This is a genomic window from Kluyvera fluvialis (assembly GCF_059725275.1).
The window spans coordinates 3,795,935-3,814,210 of record NZ_AP046142.1; the positions used below are offsets into that span (position 1 = coordinate 3,795,935).

At 55.9% G+C, this 18,276-nt stretch carries 18 protein-coding genes and 2 pseudogenes; 4 read left to right on the top strand and 16 right to left on the bottom strand.

Features of this window, described 5'->3' with window-relative positions:
* Positions 1 to 197: 197 nt before the first annotated feature.
* The 3 genes and pseudogenes from hemB to AC6I4B_RS18025 form a co-directional block, all read left to right on the top strand.
* Positions 198 to 1,172: a porphobilinogen synthase gene (gene hemB / locus AC6I4B_RS18015; RefSeq protein ID WP_497767135.1), complete on the top strand. Its 975-nt coding sequence runs from the start codon at positions 198 to 200 to the stop codon at positions 1,170 to 1,172.
* A 10-nt stretch (positions 1,173 to 1,182) separates the two neighbouring features.
* A pseudogene (locus AC6I4B_RS18020) lies at positions 1,183 to 1,284 on the top strand (hypothetical protein); the annotation flags it as partial.
* A gap of 47 nt (positions 1,285 to 1,331) precedes the next feature.
* A pseudogene (locus AC6I4B_RS18025) lies at positions 1,332 to 1,550 on the top strand (hypothetical protein); the annotation flags it as partial.
* Here AC6I4B_RS18025 and tauD read toward each other — a convergent pair.
* From tauD to AC6I4B_RS18065, 8 genes are all read right to left on the bottom strand, one after another.
* The gene (gene tauD / locus AC6I4B_RS18030) at positions 1,498 to 2,349 is read right to left on the bottom strand and encodes a taurine dioxygenase (RefSeq protein ID WP_497767137.1); all 852 of its coding nucleotides are present in this window, start codon (positions 2,347 to 2,349) and stop codon (positions 1,498 to 1,500) included. The pseudogene AC6I4B_RS18025 and the gene tauD sit on opposite strands and share 53 nt — an antisense overlap.
* Positions 2,346 to 3,173 carry a taurine ABC transporter permease TauC gene (gene tauC, locus AC6I4B_RS18035; RefSeq protein ID WP_497767139.1) on the bottom strand — a complete coding sequence of 276 codons (828 nt, stop codon included), beginning with the start codon at positions 3,171 to 3,173 and terminating at the stop codon, positions 2,346 to 2,348. The genes tauD and tauC overlap by 4 nt, the downstream gene beginning before the upstream one ends.
* Positions 3,170 to 3,937 (bottom strand): taurine ABC transporter ATP-binding subunit, encoded by a 768-nt coding sequence (gene tauB / locus AC6I4B_RS18040; RefSeq protein ID WP_497772234.1) that lies wholly within the window; start codon positions 3,935 to 3,937, stop codon positions 3,170 to 3,172. Before tauB ends, tauC begins: the two co-directional genes overlap by 4 nt.
* A 10-nt stretch (positions 3,938 to 3,947) precedes the next feature.
* Positions 3,948 to 4,910: a taurine ABC transporter substrate-binding protein gene (gene tauA / locus AC6I4B_RS18045; RefSeq protein WP_497767141.1), complete on the bottom strand. Its 963-nt coding sequence runs from the start codon at positions 4,908 to 4,910 to the stop codon at positions 3,948 to 3,950.
* Positions 4,911 to 5,214: 304 nt separating this feature from the next.
* Positions 5,215 to 6,153 (bottom strand): homocysteine S-methyltransferase, encoded by a 939-nt coding sequence (gene mmuM, locus AC6I4B_RS18050; protein WP_497767143.1) that lies wholly within the window; start codon positions 6,151 to 6,153, stop codon positions 5,215 to 5,217.
* Positions 6,140 to 7,549, bottom strand: a complete 1,410-nt coding sequence (gene mmuP / locus AC6I4B_RS18055; protein WP_497767144.1) for an S-methylmethionine permease — start codon at positions 7,547 to 7,549, stop codon at positions 6,140 to 6,142. Before mmuP ends, mmuM begins: the two co-directional genes overlap by 14 nt.
* A gap of 125 nt (positions 7,550 to 7,674) precedes the next feature.
* The gene (locus AC6I4B_RS18060; RefSeq protein WP_497767146.1) at positions 7,675 to 8,796 is read right to left on the bottom strand and encodes a ribosomal protein uL16 3-hydroxylase; all 1,122 of its coding nucleotides are present in this window, start codon (positions 8,794 to 8,796) and stop codon (positions 7,675 to 7,677) included.
* 198 nt (positions 8,797 to 8,994) lie between these two features.
* Positions 8,995 to 10,293 (bottom strand): sensor domain-containing diguanylate cyclase, encoded by a 1,299-nt coding sequence (locus AC6I4B_RS18065; RefSeq protein ID WP_497767148.1) that lies wholly within the window; start codon positions 10,291 to 10,293, stop codon positions 8,995 to 8,997.
* Positions 10,294 to 10,453: 160 nt separating this feature from the next.
* Here AC6I4B_RS18065 and AC6I4B_RS18070 point away from each other — a divergent pair, with 160 nt between their 5' ends.
* Positions 10,454 to 10,660: an ECs_2282 family putative zinc-binding protein gene (locus AC6I4B_RS18070; RefSeq protein WP_497767150.1), complete on the top strand. Its 207-nt coding sequence runs from the start codon at positions 10,454 to 10,456 to the stop codon at positions 10,658 to 10,660.
* Positions 10,661 to 10,814: 154 nt separating this feature from the next.
* Here the strand turns inward: AC6I4B_RS18070 and AC6I4B_RS18075 are convergent, their stop codons facing one another.
* The 8 genes from AC6I4B_RS18075 to hpaD all read right to left on the bottom strand — a co-directional run bounded on the left by AC6I4B_RS18075 (position 10,815) and on the right by hpaD (position 18,275).
* Complete coding sequence (locus AC6I4B_RS18075; protein ID WP_497767152.1) at positions 10,815 to 11,330, bottom strand: 4-hydroxyphenylacetate 3-monooxygenase reductase subunit; 516 nt, start codon at positions 11,328 to 11,330, stop codon at positions 10,815 to 10,817.
* Between the two features lie 10 nt (positions 11,331 to 11,340).
* Positions 11,341 to 12,903 (bottom strand): 4-hydroxyphenylacetate 3-monooxygenase, oxygenase component, encoded by a 1,563-nt coding sequence (gene hpaB / locus AC6I4B_RS18080; RefSeq protein ID WP_497767154.1) that lies wholly within the window; start codon positions 12,901 to 12,903, stop codon positions 11,341 to 11,343.
* A gap of 175 nt (positions 12,904 to 13,078) precedes the next feature.
* Positions 13,079 to 13,969: a 4-hydroxyphenylacetate catabolism regulatory protein HpaA gene (gene hpaA / locus AC6I4B_RS18085; RefSeq protein ID WP_497767156.1), complete on the bottom strand. Its 891-nt coding sequence runs from the start codon at positions 13,967 to 13,969 to the stop codon at positions 13,079 to 13,081.
* Positions 13,970 to 13,978: 9 nt separating this feature from the next.
* On the bottom strand, positions 13,979 to 15,337 hold the full coding sequence (hpaX, locus tag AC6I4B_RS18090) for a 4-hydroxyphenylacetate permease (protein ID WP_497767158.1): 1,359 nt from the start codon (positions 15,335 to 15,337) through the stop codon (positions 13,979 to 13,981).
* Positions 15,338 to 15,358: 21 nt separating this feature from the next.
* Entirely contained in the window at positions 15,359 to 16,156 is a 798-nt protein-coding gene (hpaI, locus tag AC6I4B_RS18095) for a 4-hydroxy-2-oxoheptanedioate aldolase (RefSeq protein WP_497767159.1), read from the bottom strand.
* 10 nt (positions 16,157 to 16,166) lie between these two features.
* The gene (gene hpaH / locus AC6I4B_RS18100) at positions 16,167 to 16,970 is read right to left on the bottom strand and encodes a 2-oxo-hept-4-ene-1,7-dioate hydratase (protein ID WP_497767161.1); all 804 of its coding nucleotides are present in this window, start codon (positions 16,968 to 16,970) and stop codon (positions 16,167 to 16,169) included.
* A gap of 63 nt (positions 16,971 to 17,033) precedes the next feature.
* Positions 17,034 to 17,414 carry a 5-carboxymethyl-2-hydroxymuconate Delta-isomerase gene (locus AC6I4B_RS18105; RefSeq protein WP_497767163.1) on the bottom strand — a complete coding sequence of 127 codons (381 nt, stop codon included), beginning with the start codon at positions 17,412 to 17,414 and terminating at the stop codon, positions 17,034 to 17,036.
* Between the two features lie 9 nt (positions 17,415 to 17,423).
* Positions 17,424 to 18,275, bottom strand: a complete 852-nt coding sequence (hpaD, locus tag AC6I4B_RS18110; protein ID WP_497767165.1) for a 3,4-dihydroxyphenylacetate 2,3-dioxygenase — start codon at positions 18,273 to 18,275, stop codon at positions 17,424 to 17,426.
* Position 18,276: the final 1 nt, after the last annotated feature.

Genomic DNA, 18,276 nt, shown 5'->3' on the forward strand with positions numbered 1-18,276 from the left:
CCTCAATAATATATATATATTCAGAACAAAGAATAAATATTAATTATTCTTCCCAGGAAAAAAGGATTAAGTAAATTCTTATATACACACAATCAGGATTATCTATCTACCCCAGCCATAACCACCACTTTAGTAAAACATCCTCGCTCTGATTCGGTTACAATAGACGTCCTTGTTTCACAAACATCAGGCATACCATGACAGACTTACTCCATCGCCCCCGCCGCCTGCGCAAATCTGCTGCGCTGCGCGCTATGTTTGAAGAGACAACACTAAGCTTAAACGACCTGGTGTTGCCGATCTTTGTTGAAGAAGAAATCAACGATTACAAAGCCATTGAGGCCATGCCGGGCGTGATGCGCATCCCAGAGAAGCATCTGGCGCGTGAAATTGAACGCATCGCCAACGCCGGTATTCGCTCGGTAATGACTTTCGGTATCTCCCACCACACCGATGACACCGGCAGTGATGCCTGGAAAGAAGACGGTCTGGTGGCGCGCATGTCGCGCATCTGCAAGCAAACCGTGCCGGAAATGATTGTCATGTCCGATACCTGCTTCTGCGAATACACCTCTCACGGCCACTGCGGAGTGCTCTGCGAGCACGGCGTTAATAACGATCTGACTCTTGCCAACCTGGGCAAACAGGCTGTCGTGGCTGCCGCTGCGGGCGCTGACTTTATCGCCCCTTCTGCGGCAATGGACGGCCAGGTGCAGGCGATTCGCCAGGCGCTGGACGCGGCAGGTTTCACCGACACCGCCATCATGTCCTACTCCACCAAATTTGCCTCATCGTTCTACGGCCCGTTCCGTGAAGCTGCGGGAACCGCGCTGAAAGGCGATCGTAAAACCTATCAGATGAACCCGATGAACCGCCGCGAGGCAATTCGCGAATCGCTGCTCGACGAAGCCCAGGGCGCAGACTGCCTGATGGTGAAACCAGCGGGCGCGTACCTTGATATTCTGCGCGATCTGCGCGAGCGCACCGAACTCCCGATTGGCGCATATCAGGTCAGCGGTGAGTACGCGATGATCAAATTCGCCGCTCAGGCTGGCGCAATTGACGAAGAAAAAGTGGTTCTGGAAAGTCTTGGCGCGATTAAACGCGCGGGCGCAGACCTTATCTTCAGCTACTTCGCACTCGACTTAGCCGAGAAGAAAATCCTGCGTTAATCTCGCCCCAATGCCCGATGGCGCTCCGCTTATCGGGCCTACAAATACAACATGTAGGCCCGATAAGGCGTTTACGCCGCCATCCGGCAACACTCTGCTCAATGCCCGATGACGCTCCGCTTATCGGGCCTACAAATACAACATGTAGGCCGGATAAGGCGTTTACGCCGCCATCCGGCAACACTCTGCTCAATGCCCGATGGCGCTCCGCTTATCGGGCCTACAAACGCAACATGTAGGCCGGATAAGGCGTTTACGCCGCCATCCGGCAACACTCTGCTCAATGCCCGATGGCGCTTTGCTTATCAGGCCTACGAATGCGCCATTAACCTGCGCGGTAATACGGCTTATCACCCAAAATGGTTGCGCGGTGCATAATGCGCCGCTGCGGCAGGTAATCGGCATTGGCGTAATGCTGGGTGACGCGGTTATCCCAAATCGCCACATCATTTGGTTGCCAGCGCCAACGCACCTGGAACTCCGGCCTGGTCACGTGGGCAAACAGGAAGCTCAACAACGTCTCGCTCTCTTTTTCGCTCACATCAACAATGCGCGTGGTAAACCCTTCGTTAACGAACAGCGCCTGTTTACCCGTCACCGGATGAGTACGTACCACCGGATGCAACAACGGCGGGTTCTTCGCCACCGCATCCAGCCATCGCTGATGCTCCGCCTCGGTTTTACGATACTTATATTCCTGGAATGATTTACGAAAATCATGCTCCGCCCGCAGGCCGCTCAACAGCGCTTTAAACGGCGCAGAAAGCGCCTCATAAGCCGCTACGCCGCTCGTCCACAAGGTATCACCACCGGTCGAGGGCAGCTCTTTTGCTGCCAGAATCGCTCCGGCGGGCGGCGTTTCGATAAAAGTCACATCGGTATGCCAGTTATCGTTATCCGGCGGATTATCGTCGTGGGTATCCAGCACGATAATTTCTTCTACACCCGGCGCATGAGGGTAAACCGGATGGATATGCAGGTCGCCAAAACGCTGCGCCAGCGCGCGCTGTTGTTCTGGGGTGATCTGCTGCTCGCGCAAGAACACCACCTGGTGGCGCAACACCGCGTGATACAACTGTTCAAACTGGTTATCGCTCAACGGGCGGGTTAAATCCGCGCCGCTAATTTGCGCACCGATATACGGCCCCAACGGGGTAATCGCCAGACGTTCACTCATTGTACTTCTCCATGCCACGGGGTCAGACGGCGCTGAAGCGCACGCAGCCCTAATTCCAGACCGAAAGCGATAATCGCAATCACCGCAATGCCTGCCAGCACCACGTCAGTGGCTAAAAATTCCCCGGCGGATTGCACCATAAACCCTAAGCCGCGTGTCGCTGCGATAAGCTCAGCCGCCACCAGCGTTGACCACCCCACTCCCAAACCAATGCGCAGGCCGGTTAAAATTTCCGGCAACGCGCCAGGCAAAATCACCCACCACAATACCTGAGCACGGTTCGCGCCCAACGACTGCGCCGCGCGAATACGCACCTGCTGAGCGCTTTTCACCCCCGCCAGCGCCGACATCGCGACGGGTGCAAAAATAGCCAGATAAATCAGTAATATTTTCGAGGTTTCGCCAATGCCGAACCAAATCACCATCAGCGGCAAATACGCCAGCGGCGGCACGGGGCGATACAGCTCAATCAGCGGGTCGAGAATGCCGCGCACCGTTGGGCTAAGCCCCATCGCAATGCCCACCGGAATACCTATCAGCGTAGCCGCCAGCAGCGCAACCAGAATACGCGCCAGACTCGCCGCCAGGTGTTGCCACAGCGTGGCATCCATAAAGCCCTGCGGGCTGGCGATAGTCAGCAGTTTTTGCAGCACCTGCCCAGGCGAAGGCAGAAACAGCGGGCTTATCAGCGCTAATGCCGTGACCGTCCACCAGATAGCCAGCAGTACCGCCAGCGTGGTCAGGCTCAACGTCAAATGACGCGATAGCGGCCAGCGCAGTTTCAGCGTGCGCTGGCGCGGTTTTTCGTTCACCACCACGCTCATGAGAAGGCCTCCCGTTGTTCAAACACTCGGCTCAGCACGTACTCGCGCTGCGCAATAAAACGCGGGTCGGATTTAATACTGCGGCAGGATTCCCCCGCCACAAACCGGCGGGCGAAATCGAGCGATAGCCGCTCCAGCACGCGCCCCGGCCCCGGCGACAGCAACACCAGCTCGGTCGCCATAAATACCGCTTCTTCAATATCGTGGGTAATCAGCAGCACTTTCTTGCCCGTCTCATGCCACAGGCGCAGCAACAGCGTTTGCATCTGTTCGCGGGTAAAAGCATCGAGCGCGCCAAACGGCTCATCCAACAGCAGCAACTGCGGGTTTGCCGCCAGCGCGCGGGCGATGCCAACGCGCTGTCGCTGGCCGCCGGAAAGTTGCCAGATAAAGCGTTTTTCCGCGCCTTCCAGGCCCACTTTTTTCAGCATCTGCGCAGCAATTTCCCGACGCTCTACTTTATTGACGCCCGCCACCTGCAAACCCAGCGCTACGTTGTCTTGCACGTTGCGCCACGGCAACAGCCCTTCGTTTTGAAATACCACGCCGCGATCGGCTCCCGGCGCACTCACGCGCTGCCCATCCAGAGTGATGCTGCCGTGCTGATACGGTACAAATCCGGCAATCAGGTTCAGCAGCGTGGTTTTGCCGCAGCCGGACGGCCCCAGCACCACCAGTAGTTCACCGCTATCCAGCGTCAGGTTAATATCCGCCAGCGCCGGTTTACCGCCATAATCAGCACTAAGATGCGAAATTTGCAGCATCATCGCCCCCTTATTTCACAAAACGGTCGGTAACGTACTGGCTGTAGTCCGTCGCCACCGCCGGGACTTTGCCCTGCTCTTTGAGGAACTGCGCGGTGTCGATAATCGCTTTATTCACCGGGCCATTCAGCGCCTGCGCCTGTTGCCCGGCGGTAAGATAAGTGTTGCCCTTCACCAGCCCCGGCACGTCGGCCTCCGGGACGCCGCTCAGACGCGCCAGTTTGCGGATATTGTCCGGCTGCGCCAGCCATTTATCAGGGTTATCGATATAACCACGCTGGGCGTCTATGGCGCTTTGGGCAAAGGCTTTCACGACATCAGGATGTTTGTCCGCGAAGTCTTTACGCACAACCCAAACATCAAGCGTTGGAGCGCCCCACTCGCCCACTTTTGAGGAGTCGGTCAGCACTGTGCCGTCTTTTTCGAGTTCATTCACCGCTGGCGCCCATACATATGCACCGTCGATATCTCCGCGCTGCCAGGCGGCAATAATCGCCGGTGGCTGGAGGTTAAGAATCTGGACTTGCCCTGGCTTAATGCTCCAGTGTTTCAGCGCCGCCAGCAGGCTGTAATGGGTGGTGGAGATAAACGGTACGGCGATACGCTTGCCGATTAAGTCTTGCGGTTTGGTTATCGATTTTTTCACCACCAGCGCTTCGGAATTCCCCAATTGAGAAGCCAGCAGGAAAACTTCAATCGGCACTTGTTGGCTTGCCGCAACCGCCAGCGGGCTAGAGCCGAGATTACCGATCTGTACGTCGCCAGACGCCAGCGCCCGCACAATGCTCGCGCCGCTATCAAACTTGCGCCAGTCGGGTTTTGCGCCGCTCAACGTGGCGAAGGTGTTGTCAGCCTGCGCCACTTTGGCCGGTTCTGCGGAGGTTTGGTAAGCGATGGTGACGTCCACCGCCTGTGCCTGAAAAGCCAACAGCGCGAGGGTGGTTATCAAAGTGAAACGCGATGCGATTGCCATAATGTCCTGCTCCCATGTCTTTTTATAGGGGCAGTATTTCCGGCGCGCTGCGTTTGATAAAGGAATTAAAACTTCTTGTTAATTCCAATTCGTTTTTAGAACAAAAGCGGCAAAAGATAGCCAGGAAGTGAAATAAAACGTAGGCCTGATAAACGCAGCCGCGCGGTCATCGTGCCGGATGGCGGCGCAAGCGCCTTATCCGGCCTACAAACCCACGTAAATGTTGGCGTACAAACCCGCGTAGGCCTGATAAGCGCAGCGCCATCAGGCGATGGCGGTAACCGGCGCAAGCGTCTTGTCCGGCCTACGGGTTGCAGTGCGCTTTTAGCGCGGCAATATCTTTAGGCGTGGTGCGACAGCAGCCGCCAATCAGTTTTGCCCCCGCCGCCAGCCACTGCGGCAGATAGCCTTCCAGCGTGGCGCACGCCTCGCCGTGGTGATGCCACGTTTTACTGACCGCATCATAGTGTTCGCCCGAGTTAGGATAAACCACCAGCGGCAGCGGCGTCAGACGGTGTAGATGCTGCAACGCAGTGGTGGTGTTTTCCAGCGCGATACAGTTGATCCCCACCGCCAGCACCTGCGGACATTCAGCAAGATGCGCCACCACCTCACGCAGCGGCGTGCCGTCGCTCAGATGCTCGGCATCACGCAGGGTAAACGACAGCCACGCCTTTGCCGCCGGAAACTCGCCCAACAGTTGCAGCAAGGCGGTTATCTCGGCAAATGACGGCAGCGTTTCACAGGCCAGCAGATCAACCCCTGCCGCCAGCAGCGCCGCCATGCGTGGGCGGTGGAACTCTTTAAATTCCTGCGCGCTGCGCTGATAGTCGCCGCGATATTCAGAGCCATCGGCCAGATAAGCGCCATAAGGCCCGACGGAACCCGCCACCAGCAGCCCTTGCGCCGCCGGATTTTCTGCCTGATACGTCACCCGCGCCTGACGCGCTAGCTCAACGCTTTTTATGATTAACGCCCGCGATTCATCAGCATCCAGCCCGCGCGCCGCGAAGCCTTGCGGCGTGGCCTGATAGCTGGCGGTAATCGCCACCTGTGCGCCAGCGCGGAAGTAATCGAGATGCACGTCATAAATCCGTTGCGGGTTTTCCATCAGCACCTTCGCTGACCACAGGCTATCGGCCAGGTTACAGCCGCGCGCTTCCAGCTCCGTCGCCATTGCCCCATCAAGCAATACGAAAGGCTGCTGCGCCAGAATGGCGGTTAACGGATTATTCTGCGGCATGTTGCGGCTCCTGAATGGGTTGGCGTGAACGCGTTAAATAATAAGCACCGTAGCACAGCGCCACAAAGGGGATCCCGCACCACAGGGCGATACGTTGCGACGGGTCGAAAGCCAGCCCCACACACGCCACCAGACAGAGGACAAAACCCAAAATCGGCACCAGCGGATACCACGGCGCACGATACTGTAGCTCGCTGAGCGTTTTTCCGGCCTGAAGATGACGGCGGCGGAAGACAAAATGCGAAGCGCAGATGCTTATCCACACCGCCACCACCGCAAAACCGGAAATCGCCGACAGCGCAACAAACACCGTATCCGGGGCAACAATGCTTGAAAACAGCGCCAGCAGCCCGCCGAGCATACTCACCGACAGCGCCACCAGCGGCACACCGTTATTGGTCAGTTGGGAGAAGCAGCGCGGTAGCGTGCGTTCATTAGACAGCGACCACAGCATCCGCCCGGAGGCATATAGCCCAGAGTTCGCCGCCGACAGAATCGCCGTCAAAATTACAAAGTTAAAAATATCTGCCGCATAAGGAAGGCCGACTTTTTCAAACACCAGCACAAACGGGCTTTTCTCAACCCCCGCCTGCTGCATTGGAATCAGCGCCGCTAGCACAAACACCGTGCCAATAAAGAAGATAATCAGCCGCGCAATGGTGGTGCGAATCGCCACCGGAATCACTTTATGCGGGTTTTGCGTTTCACCCGCCGCAATCCCGATAAGCTCCGTGCCAGAGAACGCAAAGTTCACCGCCACCATAGTCATCAGAATCGGCAGCCCACCGTGCGGGAACCAGCCTTCGGCGGTGATATTGCTCAACCCCGGCGCAGGCGAACCGTCTTGCATCGGGATAAAGCCAAAGATAGCCGCGCCGCCAAGCACGATAAACGCCACGATGGTGATCACTTTCACCAGCGAGAACCAGAACTCGCCTTCGGCAAAAAAGCGCGTCGAGATAACGTTCAGACCGAAAATCAGCACACAGAACAGCAAGCACCAGATCCACACCGGCACTTGCGGAAACCAGTACTGCATACAGAATCCAGCGGCAGTAAAGCTGGAGCCCAGCGCCACCGTCCAGGTAAGCCAATAAAGCCACGCCACGGTGTAGCCGGTCGCTGGGCCAAGATAGCGCGACGCATACAGATGAAAGGCGCCGGTTTCCGGCATCGCCACCGACAGTTCGCCCAGACATTGCATCACCAGCCACACCACCAGCGCGCCAATCAAATAGGCCAGCAGCGTCCCCGCCGCTCCGGTGGTCGAGATAATATAGCCGGTGTTAAAAAATAGCCCTGTGCCAATAACGCCACCGAGAGAGAGCATGATCAGATGGCGAGTTTTCATGGTGCGCTTGAGTTGCCCACCTTGTTGTTGTGTCGTTGTTTGCATTATTACCTTCTATACGTATGGACATCTAAACATCCAAAACAGAAGGAAGTTATACAATGATTGTTAAAGAATTGCAAAATGAGGGGGAGCGTCGGGCGGCAGAGTGCGCCCGACGTAAAGCAGGATTATTCGTCGAAGAACCAGTAGCCCTGGTTAATTAAATCCGTCAGTTCCTCGATAAACGCGGGGTTGTTCAGCGCGTCACCAAAATGGCGTTTATCCAGCGTGGTATAGCGGCACAGCGCATCGGCGGCCTGTGGCTCGCAGGTTTCCAGACGCTCGCTATTGATAAAGAAACTGTCGCCCACGTTCAGCACCCGCAGGCCGTTCAGGCGGCACAGGGTTTCGCCGTCTTGCAGCGCGGCGGCGACTTCATCGGCTTCATACGGTGGCTCGGCGGGCGCAATGTCCAGCTCATGGCGCGGCGTGGTCACAAAGCTGCCAAACCACTGTTTGAAATCTGTCGGCTGGCGAATCATATCGATCATCATGGTGCGCAGACGATCCAGCTCGTATTCCTCCACGCGACCGGCGTGATCGCGGCTGGTAAGATCAGGGTCGGTGTAATAGTTGCCGCCCAGATCGTTTTCCAGCGCGTAATCCGCGAAGCTGCTGATCAAGTCACGGCCATTTGGCCCACGGAAACCCACCGAGTAATTCAGCGTCGCTTCGTAGGTGTAGCCGTCATGCGGGAATCCCGGTGGAATATAGAGGATATCGCCCGCCGCCATTTCAACATCAATAATCGGCGTGAAAGGTTCGACGTGCAGCAGCGCGGGATGTGGACAAAACTGCTTTAACGGCAGCGCATCGCCCACTCGCCAGCGACGGCGGCCCATGCCCTGAATAATAAACACGTCATACGGGTCGATATGCGGGCCAACGCCGCCACCGGGCACGGAGAAAGAGATCATCAAATCATCCAGACGCCAGTCCGGCAGGACGCGGAACGGGCGCACCAGCTCAGCGGAAGGCTGATGCCAGTGGTTCACTGCCTGCGCCAGCAGCGACCAGTTTTCTTCCCCCAGATGGTCAAAATCCTCAAACGGGCCGTTGCTGGCCTGCCATTTGCCATCAACGTGGCTGACCAGACGGCTGTCAACGTCCATCTCCATCGCCAGGCCCGCCAGTTCGTCTGGCGTAATCGGGTCAACAAAATTTGGGAACGCATTCTTTAAAACCACCGGTTGTTTCTGCCAATATTTTTCCAGAAACTCCGGCCAGTTGATGTTCAGTTGATACGCCATATTTTCATACCATCAGTAGTGGGGTAGGCTCGATTATAAAGAGCCCCCCCAACGTCCTGCTTTGTGATGAATCAAGTGCAAGCGTACACTGATGAACAACATTCAGAACGGCGTGCCGTTCTGAATGGTTATCCATGCAAATAATGAATCTTTCCCGGCACATCTCTTTGAAAAATAATGCCGCTTTCTCTGGCCGCCTTACGCGGTTTCAACGCGATTTCGCCCCTGCTGTTTCGCCCGATATAACGCCGTATCGCTGCGCTGAATAAGCTCTGCGGCAATTTCCATAACACCTTGAATACTGCACACATACTGTGGAGAATCCCAGGTCATGACCCCCAGACTGATCGTCAACAGGCCGCCCAGCGGGCTGGTTTGATGGCGCAGTTTTAACGCCATCACCCGTTCACGCAGACGCTCTGCCACCACTAACGCCCCGTCAGCGCGGGTGTGCGGCAGCATGAGCAGGAACTCCTCGCCGCCGTAGCGAATCACACAGTCGTCCGGGCGCAGGCCACCTTTTAGCGCCCCGGCAACGTCGCGCAACACTTGATCACCGGCCAGATGGCCGTAGGTGTCGTTGTACAGTTTGAAAAAGTCGATATCCACCATACACAGCGAAAGCGGCGCGCCTTCACGCTGGGCGCGGGTTATTTCATAGTTGATCCGTTCGTCCATATAACGCCGGTTGAATAAGCCGGTTAAATGGTCGCGTTCGGCGTACTGCAATAGCATCTGGTTGGCGCTGGCAAGCTGCTGTTCTGCCAGTTTGCGGTCGGTAATGTCCATCCACGCCGAGGAGATTCCCGCCACGTTGCCGCCTGCGTCGTACACCGCTAGGGGCTTGATGTAGAAATAACGCCCATAGTGAAAAACCTCCCGACTGGCAATGGCTTTGCCGTTATCGAGCTGGATAAAATCTTGCTGAAATAGCAGGTGCCATTCCGGCATGATATCGCGAAGCGATTGGCCTATCAGCGCCTCCTCCGGTTGCCCCAACAGCACGCCCATCGCCTTATTCGCTTTGCTCAACCGCCCGCTGCGGTCAATAACACACAGCGCCAGCGGCGTATCCTGATAAATAGATTCAAGCTGCAATACGCGCTCGCCAAGCTGGGAGATATCGCGGTCAGTACCACGATAACCGCTAAATTGCCCGTGGTTGTTAAACAGAGGGATCGCGCTGGTTTCGATAATCACCACCTGCCCATCGGCGCGGCGGTTACGGTTAATTAACCCAGAGAAAGGTTGCCGTGCGGCGACGGCCTCGGCGAAGGTTTTTTCAAGCCGGGTCACTTCGCCTGGCAGCATAAAATCAAACGGCGTGCGCCCCAGTACCTCTTGCGGTTCATAGCCGAGCAGATTTTTTACCATCTCAGAGACCCACACATAGCGCCCCTGAGCGTCCACTTCCCACACCCAGTCCGTATTGTGATGCAAGAGATCCGCCAGCCGGTCTGAATCCGTGCGATTCTTCTGCGCACAGTGCTTATCCATTGCTATCCTGTCCTTATCTATTACCGGGTCACGGCAACGAGTGGTCATTAATTAACCACCACATCAACCAAAGCATAATGACCCGTCATTCAATAACCCTAAATGCTTTGATGAATCAACTTACTGCTCTATTTTATAACAAAAAAGAGGAGTCATCGCTGTGACTTTAATTCAATATTCATGTCCTAAATGTGCAAGCATTACAGAAATATCTGACATCGAAAAAATTAAAAACGCATCGGAAGAATACCCGTTGCAGTGCCATCACTGCGGTGAGAACTTCAGTAAATCCGCGCTGGTCAAGTGCGCGCGGCAAAAGGCGGAAGAGATGATTAATGTCGCGCTGTCACAGCTAAAAAAACGGTAATCGTAGCGCTAATACTATTTCTAATAATATCTTTCTTTTGCTGAAGTCATTATTTCATCGGTTTTACCAAACCGCTTAGTATTATATTTCCGAGCAATAATAAAAACGGGCGGCATACTTTGCCACCCGCTCGGTTTATTTAATCACTTAAGATTTAAGCTAATGCTTCAACTTCCATCATCACCGGATGAAAACGGCGCTGGAAATAAATAAGTCCGTGGCCTTGTTCTTCCGCCAGCGCAATATTCTGGATCTCCACCAGATACACTAAATGGCTGCCGATGGTCTGCACCTGACGAATCTCCCCTTCAAGGCTTGCCAACGCGCCTTTCAGTACCGGCTGCGCCAACACGCCACGCTGCCAGCCAGCAAGGCTAAAGCGTTCATCCATCGCCATACCGGTCATGCCAGCAAAATGGCGCGCCATGATTTCCTGTTCATGATTCAGCACGTTCACGCACAGTTTGCCGTTGCCCTGAAACACCGGATTCATGGCGCTGTTGGCGTTGATACACACCATCACCGACGGCGGCGTGTCCGTCACCGAACAGACGGCGGTGGCGGTTATCCCGCAACGGCCCGCTTCCCCATCGGTAGTAACGACGTTCACCGCTGCCGACAGGCTGGCCATCGCGTCACGAAAACGCAAACGTTGTTCATCTAATTGCATGATAACCCCTTTATTTCAGCAGCTTATCTAACATATTAATATCCGCATTATTGTGCAGATGCGGCACTGTCCAGCCGTGTTGGTCATATTCCGACAGGCAGCGATCAACCATCGACATCATTTTGTCCATGTTGCCCGAGGTCTGCGCCTGACGCAGGCATTGCAGGCGAATCTCATCCTGGCTGCCGGAGTAGTTGATCTCATACAGTTCGTGGCGGCCACCAAACTCGCTGCCGATGGCATCCCACATCAGCTTGAGGATCTTGATACGCTGGACGTGATCCATACCGTTCGATCCACGAACATATTTCGCCAGGTACTGATCTATCTGCGGATTATTCAGATCGCGCGCGCTCGACGGCAGATAGATCAACCCGCTGGTGACGTTACGTTCGATAATGTTTTTGATCTTGGCGTAGGCCATCGGCGCCATCACACGATAGGTTTGCAGCGCGGCGTGATCCGGCAAATACGCACCGTTGACCCACGGCGTGGCTTCCGAGCACATCGAGTCGCTCAGCGCCCAGAACATATTGCGCCACGCCACCACCTCACCGAGATCTGCCTGCACGCCACGGAACTCCAGCGTGCCAGTGCATTCCAGCGATTTTTTCAGCAGCGCGGTGATGAAATCCAGTTTCACCGCCAGGCGCACACAGGCCTGTAGCGGGTACATGCGGGCAAAACCGCCTTCCATTGTCCAGCGGCGACAGCGGTCAAAATCGCGATAAATCAGCACGTTTTCCCACGGGATCAGCACTTTATCCATCACCAGGATCGCGTCGTTTTCATCGAAACGGCTGGAGAGCGGATAGTCATACGGCGAGCCGGTGGCGCCTGCCACCATCTCGTAAGAGGCGCGAGAAATCAGCTTCACGCCTTCAGCATCCATAGGGGCGACAAACATCAGCGCAAAGTCAGGGTTCTCGCCCATCACCTGCGCGGAGCCAAAGCCAATCATGTTGTAATGAGTCAGCGCCGAGTTGGTGGCTACCACTTTTGCGCCGCTGACGATAATCCCGGCATCCGTCTCTTTTTCCAGTTTGATGTAGACATCTTTGACTTCGTCCGCCGGTTTATGGCGGTCGATAGGCGGGTTGACGATGGCGTGGTTAAAGTACAGGCCGGTTTCCTGAATGCGGGTATACCAGTTGCGGGCGTTCTGTTCAAACTGGCCGTAGAACGCGGGATTCGCGCCCAGCGCTGAGCCGAAAGCGGCTTTATAGTCCGGCGTGCGCCCCATCCAGCCATAGCTCAGGCGTGACCATTCGGCGATGGCGTCGCGCTGTTGGCGCAGGTCATCGGCACTTTTCGCCACGCGGAAGAATTTGTGAGTGTAGCCACCGCTGCCGGTATCGGTATTCCAGCACAGGGCGTCCTGCATATCCGGTTTGTGCAGCGCGTCGTATAACTGCGCTACGGAAGCGGCGGCATTGCGAAACGCCGGATGGGTGGTCACATCTTTAACCCGCTCGCCGTAGATGTAGATCTCACGGCCATCCTGTAGGCTTTTCAGGTACTCTTCGCCGGTTAACGGCCGTTTGGCGTCTGCGCGGAAATCTTCAGGTTTCATTGAGGGCCTCTTCAGTATTATCGGAATTTGTTAATCTAATGTTTTGTTATTGTTTCTTAATTGAAGCGTTTAAAGCGCTTTCGGTGAAGAGACTTTTAGGTCAACGGCGGGTACTTTTCAGGCGGGGTTGGGTTTTGTGAGCAAGGTCGCCCTCTCACCTCTGGGGAGAGGGGAATCAGGACACCGGGACTTTCTGCGTGCGAAACGCACTCGGTGAACAGCCCACCAAGCGATTAAAAAAGCGCGCGAAATAGGCCGGATCTTTAAACCCTAATTGCCAGGCAATTTCGTTCACCGCGCGGTCAGAAAACAGCAGCAGCCGTTTGGCCTCGCGCAGTTGGCGGTCAAAAATCAGCCGCTTCGGAGGCCGGTTAGCAAAACGGCGGCAAATATCAGTCAACCGCGACTCGGTTAAATGCAGTTCCGCTGCGTAATCCGGCACGGTCCAGTGGCGATGATAATGGCTGTCGATCATTTGGTTAAAGCGCTGAAATAGCTTCAGTTCACCGCGCACACCGCTGGCGGCGTGGTCATCCAGCGGCGCGTTACGCAATAACAGCGTGAACACCGCTTGCGCTAATAGCACCAACGTATGCTCACGCCCCGGCAACAGCGAGGTGGACTCACGCTGAATCAACGCCCAGTAATGCGCCAGCGCGGCCAACTCATCCGGCTTGTCGGCAAGCGACAGGCACATCCCCGGCAGGCCGAACGCCTCTCGCGTGCCGGGATAGAGTACCTCCAGCAGCGGCCACACCAGATCTTCCCGCACCGTCAGCACATGGCCATCGCTGTCCGACTCAGTAATAAACGCGTGCGGAACCGACGGCGGCGTCAGCACAAACAGCGGCGCCTGCACCGAGTAGCGGTGGTCATCGAGCTGCAATTCAATCTGCCCAGTATCGAGGAAATGCATCTGAAAATACTGGTCGTGACGATGCGCCTGCATATCGCGGCCAAAAAAGGCCGCCATACGCGCAAACGACTGATAATGCACATCTTCAGTCCCTAAACTTTCATCATATTCCTTGTTGATATCAATATTGGCGATTGAATGCTGGCACATACGGCCTCCTTACGGTGTCTTCTGTGCAGCCAAACCGCCCGCATCGCTGACTTCTTCACTCTGGCTCATCGGAATGCGGGTCAACACCAGCGCGCCAACAATCAGCAGCCCGGCGACAAACCACAGCCCGGAGCTAAAGCTGCCGGTGGCATCACGCAAAATACCAATCAACAGCGGGCTAACGGCGGAACCGACGTTACCAATAGCATTGATCACCGCCAGCGCCACCGCGCGCGATTGCAGGCTGATAGCTCTGTCCGGCGTAGTCCAGAAAATGGCCATCGCGGTAAACGATCCCACCGACGCCATAATAATGCCAATCAGTTGTACCGCACTGTGATGGGTTGCTGAGGCCAATAGCCAACCGGCGGCAGCGAACAGATACGGCAAAATGGTGTGCATTTTGCGCTCTTTGCGCCGGTCGGATCGGCGGCTCCACCAGATCATGCCGAAAATCGTACAAAACTGCGGGATCGCCGCCAGCAGGCCAATCATGATGTTGCTACTGCCGGTGTTAAAACTTTGCAGGATCTGCGGCGTCCAGATGTTAATCGCGCTCAGGGTGTTGGTCAGGCAGAAGTAGGCCAGAGTGTACATCAGCACCGCTGGAGTCAGCACTTCACGCAGGGTCGAGCGTGGCGTCGCGACGGCGGGAACCTGATGCTCCCGGTCACGCGCGATCATCGTTTTCAGCGTCCGTTTTTCTTCATCGTCGAGCCAGCCCGCTTTATCCGGCGTGTCGTTAAGGAAGAACCACGTCACCACGCCGAGGAGAACCGACGGCAACCCTTCCAGCAGGAACAACCACTGCCAGCCTTTCAGGTTGCCAACGCCGTCCAGCGCCAGAATATAGCCCGAGAGAATCGACCCCAGCATCATGGTGACCGGCATCGCAATCATAAACAGCGCGTTAGCACGGGCGCGGTAATACGCCGGGAACCACCAGGTCAGATAGACGAGTATCCCCGGCAGGAAACCGGCCTCGGCAATCCCTACCAGCATACGCAGCAGATACAGGGTGTGCGGGCTAGTGGCGAACATGGTGCAGGTAGAAGCAATCCCCCATACCACCATAATTCCCGCTATCCAGCGGCGCGCGCCAATCTTTGCCAGCATGATGTTGCTCGGAATACCGCATATCACGTAAGTGACATAAAACAGCGTCGCCGCCAGGCCAAACATGGTGGACGTCAGGCCAAGATCTTTGCCCATCGTCAGGCCCGCGAACCCAATGTTGATACGGTCTAAAAACGAAAAGACAAACAGCACAAACAGAAACGTAATCAGGCGACGGAATAACTTTTTGATCACGCGATGTTCTATTTCAACAGCATTATTATCGTTATGTTGCAGGGTAGAGGTCGTCATGATGTGCTCCACATCGTACGTTTAGTAGACGGATTTATTATTCTCTGTTGCTGTCACTGCATCGGTTTTAAAACGTGCCGCGAGCGCTTCCGCACTGCGTGCCAGTAGCGTGGTGTCCACGCCGACGGCGACAAACAGCGCCCCTAATTGCAGGTAGCGTTTCGCCAGCAGCTCATTAGCCATCAGAATGCCCGGCGCTTTGCCCGCCTGGCGAATCTGCACAATCGCATTTTCAATGGCTGCCTGAACTTCCGGGTGCTGCGGATTACCGGAAAAACCCATATCGGCACTAAGATCCGCCGGGCCGATAAACACGCCATCGACGCCTTCAACATCGAGGATCTGCGGCAGATTTTGCAGCGCCTCACGGGTTTCTACCTGTACCAACACGCACATTTCGTCGTTGGCGGTTTGCAGGTAATCAGGAATGCGGTTCCAGCGCGAAGCACGCGCCAGTGCGCTACCGACGCCGCGAATCCCTTGCGGCGGATAGCGCGTGGCAGCCACCGCCGCGCGCGCTTCCTCGGCGTTTTGCACCATCGGCAACAGCAGCGTTTGCGCGCCGACATCCAGCAATTGTTTAATCTGCACCGCATCGTTCCACGACGGGCGCACGACTGGTGCGCTAGGGTATGCCGCCATCGCTTGTAGTTGCGTCAGTACCGTTTGCACGTTATTCGGCGCGTGTTCACCGTCAATCAACAGCCAGTCGAAACCCGCTCCGGCAAGCAATTCCGCGCTGTAACTGCTGCTTAACCCCAACCACAGGCCAATCTGTGGGCGCTGGGCTTTCAACGCCGCTTTAAAGCTGTTTTGCATGGTGTTCTCCTTATACAAAGCGGCAGCTAATGGCGCCCATATTGCCGTAGTCAACGTGGAAGGTGTCGCCCTTACGCGCCGCCACTGGGCGAGTGAACGAGCCGCCGAGAATAATTTGCCCGGCTTCAAGCTGAACGTCGTACGGCGCGAGTTTGTTGGCAAGCCACGCCACGCCGTTCGCCGGATGGTTAAGCACCCCCGCCGCGACACCGGTTTCTTCAATGACGCCATTGCGATACAGCAGCGCGGAAATCCAGCGCAGGTCGAGTTCATCCGGGCGAATCGGCCGACCACCGAGGATCACCCCCGCATTGGCGGCGTTATCCGAGATAGTGTCGAACACTTTGCGCGGGCGCTGGCTTTCCGGGTCAACGTTGTGGCAACGCGCGTCAATCAACTCCAGTGCCGGAATCACGTAATCAGTCGCGTTGTAAACATCAAACAGCGTGCAGTTCGGCCCACGCAGCGGTTTTGCCAGCACGAATGCCAGCTCCACTTCGATACGCGGCACGATAAAGCGCTCGGTCGGGATGTCGCAGCCATCATGGAAAAACATGTCGTCGAGCAGCGCACCGTAGTCCGGTTCGCTGATTTGCGAGCTGGCCTGCATCGCCTTCGAGGTCAGGCCGATTTTGTGGCCTTTCAGTACGCGGCCTTCGGCAATTTTCATACGCACCCATTCACGCTGGACGGCGTAGGCATCGTCGATGGTGATGGTCGGGTAATCCAGCGAGACCTGACGGATCTGCTCGCGGGTTTGTTCGGCCTGATGCAGCCGTTGGGCTATCAGGGTATGGGTATGTTTATCGAGCATAATCAGTCCTGTGGTTTTGCCGGATAGCGCCTGGCTTATCCGGCCTACGGGCACATTCACACGTTATTTAAACAGCGCGTGGACGTTGTTTTGTTTGTAGTTAAGCGTGGGATGCAGCTCGTCTAGCTCAAACGACAGCGCCAGATAACGGCTGTCCATCAGCGCGGCGAAATGCGCTTTGATAAGCGCAAACAGCATCTCGCCCACGGACTCGCGGCTTTCCAGGCTGCGGCCTGCGCCAATTTTCAGCGTCATGTGCACAAACGCGTAGTCATGCAGCCCGTCCGCCATTTGCCAGGTATCCAGCCAATGGGCGCGGCTGCGAATCCCCCCTATCGGGAAAATTCCCGTGGCGGCGAGCGCCTCGTTAACTTTGGCGAACAGACCCGCTAAATCAGCCTGATCGCGGATGTTATCGGTACATTCAGCGATAAAATGCGGCATCGTGGTTCCTTACGCGGGCAGTGGGAAAACGGCGTTGACCTGGCCGGTTCCAGAGCTTGGGAACAGGTCGGTGATAAACTCAACCTTGCCGTCATATTTATCCCAGCCCAGCATTCCCAGCAGCATCACGGTGTCGTGCATGTTGCCTTCGCCGTAGCAATAGTCGGCGTACTCCGGCAACATGCTGCAAAACTCTTTGAACTGGCCTTCGCGCCACAGCTTGACCACGCGCTCGTCCATCTGGCGGTCAAACTCGCGGGTGTAGCTGTTCATCCCTTCTTCCGCGCGCTGATCGTCAATAAAGCGGTGCGACAACGAACCGCTGGCAAGCACCGCCACCGTGCCGTCGTATTGCGCGATCGCTTTCACAATCGCCTCGCCCAGGCGGCGGCTGTCAGCAAAATCATGCACCGTACAAAATGCCGAGATAGACACCACTTTGAAGTGCTTGTCCTCATTCATGTAGCGCATCGGCACGAGCGTGCCGTACTCCAGCTTAAGGCTCGGAATGTTGTGCGCTTTGGCGCGCACGCCCAGTTTCACCGCTTCGTCGGCAATCAGCTGCCCAAGCACCGGATTACCTTCGTAGTTGTAGGTCATGTCGCGAATAAAATGCGGCAGCTCGTTACTGGTGTAGACGCCTTCAAAATGGTCAGCGCAGTTGATGTGATAGGCGCTGTTCACCAGCCAATGGGTGTCGAACACAATGAGGGTATCGACGCCCATTTCGCGGCAACGCCTGCCAATCTCTTTATGTCCATCGATAGCCGACTGACGGCAACCGTGGTTTTTCCCCGGTAACTCAGAGAGATACATCGATGGAACGTGGGTAATTTTGGCCGCTAACGCTAATGTGCCCATA

Coding starts and splice junctions, on each gene's coding strand:
- hemB (WP_497767135.1), top strand. CDS start 198: ATGACAGACTTACTCCATCGCCCCCGCCGCCTGCGCAAATCTGCTGCG.
- tauD (WP_497767137.1), bottom strand. CDS start 2,349: ATGAGTGAACGTCTGGCGATTACCCCGTTGGGGCCGTATATCGGTGCG.
- tauC (WP_497767139.1), bottom strand. CDS start 3,173: ATGAGCGTGGTGGTGAACGAAAAACCGCGCCAGCGCACGCTGAAACTG.
- tauB (WP_497772234.1), bottom strand. CDS start 3,937: ATGCTGCAAATTTCGCATCTTAGTGCTGATTATGGCGGTAAACCGGCG.
- tauA (WP_497767141.1), bottom strand. CDS start 4,910: ATGGCAATCGCATCGCGTTTCACTTTGATAACCACCCTCGCGCTGTTG.
- mmuM (WP_497767143.1), bottom strand. CDS start 6,153: ATGCCGCAGAATAATCCGTTAACCGCCATTCTGGCGCAGCAGCCTTTC.
- mmuP (WP_497767144.1), bottom strand. CDS start 7,549: ATGCAAACAACGACACAACAACAAGGTGGGCAACTCAAGCGCACCATG.
- AC6I4B_RS18060 (WP_497767146.1), bottom strand. CDS start 8,796: ATGGCGTATCAACTGAACATCAACTGGCCGGAGTTTCTGGAAAAATAT.
- AC6I4B_RS18065 (WP_497767148.1), bottom strand. CDS start 10,293: ATGGATAAGCACTGTGCGCAGAAGAATCGCACGGATTCAGACCGGCTG.
- AC6I4B_RS18075 (WP_497767152.1), bottom strand. CDS start 11,330: ATGCAATTAGATGAACAACGTTTGCGTTTTCGTGACGCGATGGCCAGC.
- hpaB (WP_497767154.1), bottom strand. CDS start 12,903: ATGAAACCTGAAGATTTCCGCGCAGACGCCAAACGGCCGTTAACCGGC.
- hpaA (WP_497767156.1), bottom strand. CDS start 13,969: ATGTGCCAGCATTCAATCGCCAATATTGATATCAACAAGGAATATGAT.
- hpaX (WP_497767158.1), bottom strand. CDS start 15,337: ATGACGACCTCTACCCTGCAACATAACGATAATAATGCTGTTGAAATA.
- hpaI (WP_497767159.1), bottom strand. CDS start 16,156: ATGCAAAACAGCTTTAAAGCGGCGTTGAAAGCCCAGCGCCCACAGATT.
- hpaH (WP_497767161.1), bottom strand. CDS start 16,970: ATGCTCGATAAACATACCCATACCCTGATAGCCCAACGGCTGCATCAG.
- AC6I4B_RS18105 (WP_497767163.1), bottom strand. CDS start 17,414: ATGCCGCATTTTATCGCTGAATGTACCGATAACATCCGCGATCAGGCT.
- hpaD (WP_497767165.1), bottom strand. CDS start 18,275: ATGGGCACATTAGCGTTAGCGGCCAAAATTACCCACGTTCCATCGATG.